Source organism: Phormidium tenue FACHB-1050, assembly GCF_014696925.1.
GTDB lineage: Bacteria > Cyanobacteriota > Cyanobacteriia > Pseudanabaenales > Pseudanabaenaceae > Pseudanabaena.
Genome location: NZ_JACJQY010000062.1, coordinates 21,954 through 28,804, shown reverse-complemented (window position 1 = coordinate 28,804; position 6,851 = coordinate 21,954). Strand labels below are relative to the sequence as shown.

Here is a 6,851-nt window from a genome sequence, read left to right as displayed (position 1 = left end):
GAAATAGGTTAATCTCTTTCATAGGGGTTTTATTTGTGATGTGGTTATCTTTTATAAAACCCCTTCCTGCCTACTTTTGCAACTTTTTGTCCTGTACTAAGAACTATGACTATAACTACAAGTCATAAGCTTACATTTGACGAATATCTAACCTATGACGATGGTACTGATGCGAATCTCCAGCTTACAGTTGACGATATTTTGAATGCAGATATATGAATTCTGATAATAGTGATTCTCTGGCGGAATCTAGCTCTGAGGTATTGATAGATCCGTTGCTAGAGCGTCAAGTTCAACGATTGATTGAAGTACAAACCTATTTGCGATGGTTATTTGATGCATTTCTCTGGCTCACTGTCGGGACTGCAAGTATTTGGGCTTTGCGATCGGATATTGAGTTGTGGATTGCAGCTTTTACATGGGCGGCTGTACGCATTACCCTAGCTTATAATCGCTTGCCAATGATGGGCTTAGGAATATGTGTAGCGATGACTCTAGCTACTTTAGTTTGGCAGAGTTCGATAATTTTGTGGGGAGTTAATCAACGCGAGAAGCGATCGCTAGTTGATCAAGTAAAAAGGATTAAGAAAAAAGGAAAAAGTCATCCGTTATGGCATTGGGTCTGTGAGGAAAAAATCTAATGGAAATCGCTCTGCGATTTCCATTTTAGAGGGTTCGTCCCGCAGGAGCGAACCCTCTAAAATTATTTATTTTTGTTTGAGAACTAGTAAGGTAATGTCGTCGTAAATTTTTTGATTGCCAATATGCGATCGCAGATCTGCAATAACTGCTTGACGAATCTCCAGTGCCGAGGCCTCAACATTTTGGCGAACTACTTCACATAGACGATCTACACCATAGAGTTTTCGTTCTTCATCCTCAGCTTCAGTGATCCCATCTGTATATAGGACAACGACATCGCCCCCATGTAAATGAATATGTTTTTGATCCAGAAATCCAAAAATCTCTTCTTCTAATCCAATTGGAAATCCTAAATCAATCGTATCAAATCGTTCTAAAGTTCCATTTTTGCGTACCAAAATCATTTCTTCATGTTGACCACTCAAAATTAATTTCCCCTGTTCGTAGTCAATCAAAGATAGAGTTAAATTCTTGTCAGAAGACATTCTCTGCACATTGCCATAAATTGTGCGATTAAGGATATCGAGAAAGCGTACAGGATCATTTTCTTCACTTTGTAATAAGGTGCGTACCGCAGTCTGCACCATGATCATTAACATTCCGCTTTCCAGTCCATGTCCAGTTACGTCGCCTATCCCAATTTTAATCCGCCCGTTTTGTTGTAAAACATCATAATAATCCCCACCAACTTCCGCAGCAGGCTCCATAAATCCTGCAATATCTAATCCCGCAATTAGCTCTAATTCTTGCTCCTTGGGTAAGATCATCTGCTGGAGTTTGCGGGTTACATCTAGTTCACTACTCATTCGCAGATTTTCTAGTTTAAGAAGATTGTTCAAAGCTAGAATTTGTTTGTTAGCTCCATCTAAAGCAATTTCTGCAATCTTCCGTTGACTAATATCTTCGACAGTTCCTTCGTAATAAAGTATCTGACCCTGTGCATCTCTCAACGCTCTGACATTTTCACTAATCCAGATGGTTGTGCGATCACGTTTATACACCTGTGACTCAAAATTAGTAATGGTGTCATTTTCTTCCATCAGGGATTGAAACTGTTGCCGCCGATCGCGATCGACATAGAGTTGCGTCTTCACATCAACAATTTGTGCCAACATCTGCTCAACTGAGTCATAGCCATAAATCCTTGCTAATGCAGGATTAACACTAAGATATCTACCATCGACGGTCGTTTGAAAAATGCCATCGACGGAGTTCTCAAAGATACTGCGATATTTTTCTTCGGACTCTCTTAGGGCGATCGCCACACTATTAAATGATCGCACCACCATCGATAATTCATCTTTACTGTCAAGCTTGATGGAAATTGTGCCTCCTGATGTCATCTGTTTAGAGGCAATGTCTAACTGATGAACTGTTCGCATTACCGACAGATAAAAGCCCACAAATAGATAGACAATGCTAACCATTACTATGGCTACAAAGGTCAAAACAAACTGTTTGCGCTCCTGAAATCTTTGAATACGCGCTTCTAGCAATTCATCGAGATGCTCAACAACTTTCTGCCAGAGAGTGAAACTATCATCTAGCGTTCTTTCCATCTCTTGATAATAAAAATTTTTAATCACAGAAATATTATTATCTTGACTAGCCAGTTGACTAATATAGGTATTCACCTCACTGATGCTGACAACAAAGTTGCGGAGATGTATAGACAAAGCATTGCGAAGATTACCACGGAGATTATTTTGGAAAGCACGTTCTAGATTAGCTGCTAGTTCGCTGTTGTAATCACCCAGTAAACTAATTAGGGAAATTAGTCTCGCTTTTTTTTCGTTTGTTACTTCCTGATTAAATACGATTTCTGCTTCTGTGTACATCATTTTGTACAGTAGTTTTTGCATCTCAGGTAGTTTAACGGCGATCGCATCCATTAAGTAATAGGTGTCTAAGTCGGGGTCAAGAATCAGGTTGGAAAAGTCCACTACATGTCTGCGGAACAGATTAATTTCTTCGAGCAGCGCCTCGTGATTACGAAACCCCAAAAACTCTTGCCCATCCAGTAAGCCCTGCCACTTAAATCTGATATCTCTAAGCCTCTCACTGGCTTGCATTTCTTGCCCAAGTTGGCGATCGACTTCTGTAAGCTTGATGAATTCTTGTTCAATTTTCTTTTGTAATTCTGGCAATTCCTGAGAAGGGGATGATGTCTTTAAACTCTGGGCATTTTTATAAAACTGACGTTGTAAGATTAGCTGTCTTTGGGGGATATATTGCCATAACTGATTGAGAGGACGTAGGTAAGCAGTGCCATAGAGCTCTTTTTGCGTAAACTCTATACGGCTATCTAGTTCCGATATTAGTAAATTCATTACTAATGCTAATGGCAGCACAAATAATAGACTGATCAGGAAAAATTTCTGAGGATATTTCAGGCGATTCATAAGAGCGATCGCTGGTTTAAATAAAGTCATATTTTGCCTTGAAGTCAAGATGGTTAGCTCTTTGCACTGTTAAGCGAGCCATGATTTTATAAGGAGCGCCAAGTTTCGGTAGGCATGATTAATCTGAGATTTACGATCCATTTTATAGCTGTTAATCGTTTATTTAGTCTTGATTACAGTCTATTGAGGCTTTGAGTAATACAGCTTAACTTCTGAAAACGTTGTTCTGCAACACTTTCAGAAGTTAAGCTAGGTTTTAAGTCATCGGTGCATTTATCGCTCTTTGACTAAAAAGGTTGTAGAGATCTAGATCACAAATATATGGGGAACTTATCACAAAGCAGACAGTCATATTTATCTTAAATCTAGGTTAAGATTAGGTTAATCAAAGTTAAATCATGATTAGTTGCTTATACCAGTAGTGATAAAAATATGTTTCCCATACCTAAGGTGATGTTTTTTACAACTCTGTAATACATTGCTTTGGCAGGATATTCCAAGACTATCTGGAGTCGCTCTTATTTGTAATCTCAAAAGAGGGAAAATTATGTCTAAAAACACCCAATGTATGTTTCCACAGTCTCGCTACTACGGTAAATTTACCCCAGAGAACTTAGTGTTCAATGCTAATCTGCAAGAGTTTTCCCATCGTGTCAGTATCATTTGCAGTCTCGAAACGGGCGGTAAAATCTCATCACAGGAAGCCTACTCACAAGTCGCAGGGCTATGGCAGCAGCTAGAAAAATCGAAACAAAACCTCTTCACATGAAAGGAAAAAGCGGTGTATTACACCGCTTTTTCCTTTTTGGGGCGATCGCGCAAAGGGGATTGTGTTGATTTGCCAACAATTGACTTAACTACTGGTGTAACGTTCCCTCTTAGTGCTACTGTTGTAGATGGCTCGGATCTACGCGATCGCAACGCCCGAATCGTGTCAGGGTCGGAAGACAGCAGCACTAAGGGATGCTTGAGATAGGCGTAGTACCCGGGCTACTTTTTTAGGTTTAGCAATGGGTTCAGGAGAGATTCATGGGTCGGGCGAAAAAAGTCGTACTTGCGTATTCGGGCGGCGTTGATACATCTGTTTGCATTCCTTATCTCAAGCAAGAATGGGGTGTTGAAGAAGTCATTACCCTTGCAGCAGACCTAGGACAAGGCGATGAGTTAGATCCCATCAAGCAAAAGGCTCTTGATTCAGGAGCATCGGTCTCTCTGGTCAGAGATGTAACTAAAGAATTTGTCACAGACTATGCTTTTCCATCGATTAAAGCTAACGCGCTTTATGAAAATCGTTATCCTCTAACTACGGCTCTAGCGCGTCCTCTGATTGCCAAGATTTTGGTAGAAGCAGCCGAAGAATATGGTGCTGATGCTGTAGCCCACGGATGTACGGGTAAAGGCAATGACCAAGTAAGGTTTGATGTATCGATCGCTGCACTTAATCCTGATATTAAAGTGCTTGCTCCTGCTCGTGAGTGGGGCATGAGCCGTGAAGAAACGATCGCCTATGGCGAAAAATTTGGGATTGCTTCACCAGTTAAGAAGTCTTCACCCTTCAGTATTGATCGCAACTTGCTCGGTCGTAGCATTGAAGCAGGGCCTCTCGAAAATGCGTGGAATGAGCCACCTGAAGAAATTTATGCGATGACCAAGGCGATCGCCGATACCCCTGACGAGCCTACCTATACTGAAATTGGTTTCGAGAAAGGGCTTCCTGTTTCCATTGATGGCAAAGCGCTTGAGCCTGTGGAATTGATTACTGCGCTTAATGCGATCGCAGGTAACAATGGCTATGGGCGCATTGACATGGTTGAGAACCGCTTAGTGGGGATCAAGTCTCGTGAAATCTACGAAGCTCCTGCGATGTTGGTATTAATCCACGCTCACCGCGATCTTGAAAGCTTAGCTTTGCCCTCTGACCTCGCTCAATACAAGCGCGGCATCGAAGATACCTACGGCAAGATGATTTATAACGGGCTTTGGTATAGTCCTCTCAAGACTGCCCTTGATGCTTTCATCGATAGCAGCCAAGAGCGTGTATGCGGAACTGTTCGTGTCAAGTTCCATAAGGGCAGCGCGATCATTGTTGGTCGTCAGTCGGTGAACTCCCTCTATGACGAAGACTTGGCGACTTACACCAGTGCTGATCAGTTCGATCATAAAGCGGCGGAAGGCTTCATTTATGTCTGGGGTATGCCAATCCGTGTATGGGCTCAGAAAAATAAATAGTTTTGAGCTTTGAGCTTTGAACTTTCTTCTCGAGGCGGCGCTTAGCGCCGCCTTTTCTTTTTGGGTTGGATCAGGCTCAAGGCACTGTAAAATATCATAAAATTAGCAACTAACTGGCAAATTTTTCTATGACAAAAGTACCTCTACCCGATGAGCGCATTCTCTTTAAAGGTCATCCTGCGGTTATTGGGAGTGTGACAAGATTGCTGGTTTCGATTTTTACCTTAGGTATTGGTGCGCTCTGGTATTGGTTGCAGTCGATCAATACGCAGTATTTGATTACATCACAACGAATTGTTATAGAACGGGGAGTTTTCTCTAAAGATATCGAGACTCTAGAAATTTACCAAGTTGATGATATTCAGTTAGAGAAGCCTCTAAATCAGCGCATCATGGGTACTGGAAATATGCTGTTGCTTACCCGTGATATCTCTGCTCCTAAAATACTGTTAGAACGCTTGCCAATTGATGTAAGGGAACTATATGAGCAGATGCGTCCATGTATTCAGCAAGCAAGATTTCGTTTTCATATCCGTGATGAAGAAAATCCTAGAGAATTTTCTTAATACCAATTCCCAAAAGTATTGCCACACTTTTGGGAATTAAAAACCAAACTCAGCAGGGAGTTTAAAAGCACAAAATGACTACGCCATTTTGTGCTTTGTTATAAAACGCTAATAGAAAAGGCGGTGCAAAGCTCCGCCTTTTCTATTTTTATTTGGCGATCGCTATAAAACTCAAGCTAAACTAGTTAGAGCGTCTTAACTAGTGCCAAGTTTCGTAAAAATGACTTCATCATCGATTTCAGTTCGTGAATTGCCGCTGTTCCCTTTACCTGAGTTGGTACTATTTCCGGGACAGTCGCTACCGCTTCATATTTTTGAGTATCGCTATCGCATGATGATCAATACGGTGCTGGAAAGCGATCGCATGTTTGGCGTATTAATGTGGGATTCGGAGACGGGCAAACCTGCAAATATTGGCTGTGTCGCTCAAATCGTGCAGTATCATCGCTTGCCAGATGATCGCTTTAAGCTTTTGACAATGGGACAGCAGCGCTTTCGCGTGTTGGAATATGTGCGCGAAACTCCTTATCGCGTGGGCTTAGTGGAATGGATTGAGGATGAGCCTAGTAACGACGCACCATTTTTATTAGCGACAGAAGTACGTGAGTTGCTTAATGATGTGATCCGTTTATCGCAAAAGCTTACTGATCAAGAAATAGAGTTACCGAAAATTCCTCGGGGTCCGATCGAGTTGTCTTATTGGGTCGCTAGCAATTTTCAGGGTGCAAGTCTAGAGCAGCAGTCATTGCTGGAAACTCTTGATACGGCTGCTAGGTTGCGACGTGAGGCGGAGATTTTATCTTCCACTAGAAGTCAATTAGCGGCGCGGACAGTTTTGAAGGATACCTTCAAGGAAATTTAACGACAATACAGTTAAGACATAAAGTTACAGCGCTTTGCGCTCAAACCAAGAAAATTTTTAAAAGGGTTGCCTTGCAACCCTTTTAAAAATTTTCTTGTGGTTTATTTGATTGATAATTGCTGTAAAAAGTGGCGGCGCAAAGTGCTGACA

Annotated in this window: 6 protein-coding genes and 1 other RNA gene; 6 read left to right on the top strand and 1 reads right to left on the bottom strand. The window is 41.6% G+C overall.

The window, feature by feature from the left end; genetic code table 11:
- Positions 1-215: 215 nt before the first annotated feature.
- A complete protein-coding gene (locus tag H6G05_RS23160) occupies positions 216-641 on the top strand; it encodes a hypothetical protein (RefSeq protein WP_190582020.1) in 426 nt (141 codons plus the stop codon).
- Positions 642-707: 66 nt separating this feature from the next.
- On the opposite strand, the gene H6G05_RS23155 is transcribed toward H6G05_RS23160, so the two are convergent.
- Positions 708-3,074, bottom strand: a complete 2,367-nt coding sequence (locus tag H6G05_RS23155) for a SpoIIE family protein phosphatase (RefSeq protein WP_190582018.1) — start codon at positions 3,072-3,074, stop codon at positions 708-710.
- Positions 3,075-3,591: 517 nt separating this feature from the next.
- Here H6G05_RS23155 and H6G05_RS23150 point away from each other — a divergent pair.
- The 5 genes from H6G05_RS23150 to H6G05_RS23130 all read left to right on the top strand — a co-directional run bounded on the left by H6G05_RS23150 (position 3,592) and on the right by H6G05_RS23130 (position 6,701).
- On the top strand, positions 3,592-3,813 hold the full coding sequence (locus H6G05_RS23150; protein WP_190582016.1) for a DUF7219 family protein: 222 nt from the start codon (positions 3,592-3,594) through the stop codon (positions 3,811-3,813).
- 129 nt (positions 3,814-3,942) lie between these two features.
- Positions 3,943-4,039: signal recognition particle sRNA small type (gene ffs / locus H6G05_RS23145), an RNA gene on the top strand.
- 34 nt (positions 4,040-4,073) lie between these two features.
- Positions 4,074-5,273: an argininosuccinate synthase gene (locus H6G05_RS23140; RefSeq protein ID WP_190582013.1), complete on the top strand. Its 1,200-nt coding sequence runs from the start codon at positions 4,074-4,076 to the stop codon at positions 5,271-5,273.
- A gap of 128 nt (positions 5,274-5,401) precedes the next feature.
- Positions 5,402-5,839, top strand: coding sequence for a PH domain-containing protein (locus H6G05_RS23135; protein WP_190582011.1), 438 nt, complete (start codon positions 5,402-5,404; stop codon positions 5,837-5,839).
- Positions 5,840-6,059: 220 nt separating this feature from the next.
- Positions 6,060-6,701: an LON peptidase substrate-binding domain-containing protein gene (locus H6G05_RS23130; RefSeq protein WP_190582009.1), complete on the top strand. Its 642-nt coding sequence runs from the start codon at positions 6,060-6,062 to the stop codon at positions 6,699-6,701.
- Positions 6,702-6,851: the final 150 nt, after the last annotated feature.